General features: G+C 76.9%; 3 protein-coding genes. All 3 read right to left on the bottom strand.

Going from position 1 to position 2,023, the window contains the following annotated elements:
- Positions 1 to 74: 74 nt before the first annotated feature.
- Entirely contained in the window at positions 75 to 803 is a 729-nt protein-coding gene (gene mtnN, locus EBM89_RS20410) for a 5'-methylthioadenosine/S-adenosylhomocysteine nucleosidase (RefSeq protein ID WP_233571889.1), read from the bottom strand.
- Entirely contained in the window at positions 800 to 1,252 is a 453-nt protein-coding gene (locus EBM89_RS20405) for an S-ribosylhomocysteine lyase (RefSeq protein WP_122151387.1), read from the bottom strand. Before EBM89_RS20405 ends, mtnN begins: the two co-directional genes overlap by 4 nt.
- 125 nt (positions 1,253 to 1,377) lie before the next feature.
- On the bottom strand, positions 1,378 to 2,023 hold a 646-nt coding region (locus EBM89_RS21650), incomplete at its 5' end, for a DNA-3-methyladenine glycosylase family protein (protein WP_369408679.1).

The following is a 2,023-nucleotide window of genomic DNA, read 5'->3' as shown; positions in this document are numbered from 1 at the left end:
GGCGGACCGGCGCCCGGCCGACCGTCGCACCGGCGGGCGGCGCGCGACCGACTGAGCGGCCGCGCGCCCGCGGCTCAGCCGACCTTGGGCAGCAGGGCCAGGACCACGCGCGCCGACCGGTCGGCGGCGTCGTCCACGTGGGTGAGGAAGTCGTCCGCACCCGCCGGACCGCACAGGTCCGAGATGCCGCGCACGGCCAGGAACGGCACGCCGTACACGTGCGCGACCTGCGCGAGCGCGGTCGTCTCCATGTCCGTCGACAGCCCGCCCGGGAACTGCTCCCGCACCGGGCCGACGAGACCGGCGTCCACGAACGTGTCGCTCGACAGCATCAGGCCCGGGCGCACGGTGAGGTCCCCGGCGTCCGCGCCGAGCGCCGCGCCGCGCAGGGCGGTGTCGCCGTGGTACGTCGCGGGCATGCCCGGGACCTGCCCCAGCGCGTACCCGAAGGCCCGCGCGTCGGCGTTCGTGTAGACGTGCTCCGTCCCGACGACCACGTCGCCGACGTGCACGCCCGCCTGGACGCCGCCCGCGCTGCCCGCGCTGATCAGCGCCGCCGGGGCGGTGCCGCCGCGCGCGGCGGACACCAGGACGAGCGCCGCCGACGCCGCCGAGGAGGCGTTCGCGAGGCCGATGCCGCTGCGGACCAGCAGCACCTCGCGGCCCGCGACCGTGAGCACGTGGTGCTCGGCGCCGCCCACGGTCGTGGCGTCCCCGACCGCGTCCGCGCGGTCCAGGAACGGCTGCGCCTCGTCCGGCATCGCCACCGAGACGACGACGTCCACCCCCGCGAGGGCGCTCACGCGGTCACCTGGCTCCACTCGGCGCGGTGCGCGAGGAACTCCCGCGCGGCGCCCTGCGCGCCCTCCAGCGTGTGGTTGGCACCCCAGCCGCACTGGACCTCGTTGGCCGCCGGGACCTCGTCGGCGCCGGTGATGTCCTCCAGCGTCTGCGCGACGAGCGCCTGCACGTCGTCGTCGGCCCACTCGCCCTGCAGGATCAGGTAGAACCCGGTCTGGCAGCCCATCGGCGAGAAGTCGATGACGCGGTCGCTGTGGTTGCGGGACTTCTCCGCGAACAGGTGCTCCAGCGAGTGCACGACCGGCATCTCGAGGTGGGCCTTGTTCGGCTGCGTGAAGCGCACGTCGAACTTGCTGATGACGTCGCCCGCGGGCAGCACCTTCTTGTCGGCGAGCCGGATGTACGGCGCGGCGACGGTGCGGTGGTCGAGGTTGAACGACTCGACGTTCATGCGGGGCTGGTTCACGGCACTCCTCGGGCGGTGCGGCTGCTGAGTCGGGATCCATTGTGCAGCGCGGGGGCTGACGGCGGTATTCCGGTCAGGATCCGGCCGCAGGTGACGGGGCGCCCGCGTGCTCAGGCCAGGCGCGGCGCGCGCCGGGGGCGCGGACGGGTCGCCGGGGTCGACGCCCGCTCCGTGAGCTCCAGCAGCCGCACCACCCGGGCCCGGTGCGGCGCCCACGGGGCGAGCACCTCGAGCACCTCGTGCTGCTCGACGCGGCGGTCCGCGACGGCCGTGCCGACCAGGCGGGGCAGGTGCAGGTCCCCGACGGACACGGCGTCCGCGTCGCCGAGCACCCGCCGGGTGGTCTCGGCGACCGTCCACACCCCGATGCCCGGGATCGTCGCGAGCCGCCGCCGCAGCTCGACGGGCTGCCCGGCCACCTCCTGCAGCCGCCCGGCCACGGCCGCCGCGCGCAGCACCGCCGACGCGCGCTGGTCGTCGACCCCGGCCCGCCGCCAGTCCCACACCGGCACCCGCCGCCAGCCCAGCGCGTCCGGCGGCACCCGCATGCCCGTCGGGGCCGGGCCGGGCGGGACCGCGCCGTGGCGCAGCAGCAGCCACCGCCACGCGGCGTGCGCGTCCAGGGTCACCACGCGCTGCTCCAGGACCGCCGGGACCAGCGCCCCGAGGACGTCCCCGGTGCGGGGCATCCGCAGCCCCCGCAGCCGGTGGTGCGCGACCGCCAGGCGGCGGTGGCCGCGGGCGTCGAACGTGCGC

It is taken from the genome of Cellulomonas triticagri, from assembly GCF_003696205.1.
GTDB lineage: Bacteria > Actinomycetota > Actinomycetes > Actinomycetales > Cellulomonadaceae > Cellulomonas > Cellulomonas triticagri.
Note: the sequence above shows the minus strand (reverse complement) of the source record. Positions and strands in the feature narration are given on the sequence as shown.

Excerpts from the sequence above, each read along its gene's own strand:
- EBM89_RS20405 (WP_122151387.1), bottom strand. The coding sequence starts at position 1,252 with ATGAACGTCGAGTCGTTCAACCTCGACCACCGCACCGTCGCCGCGCCG.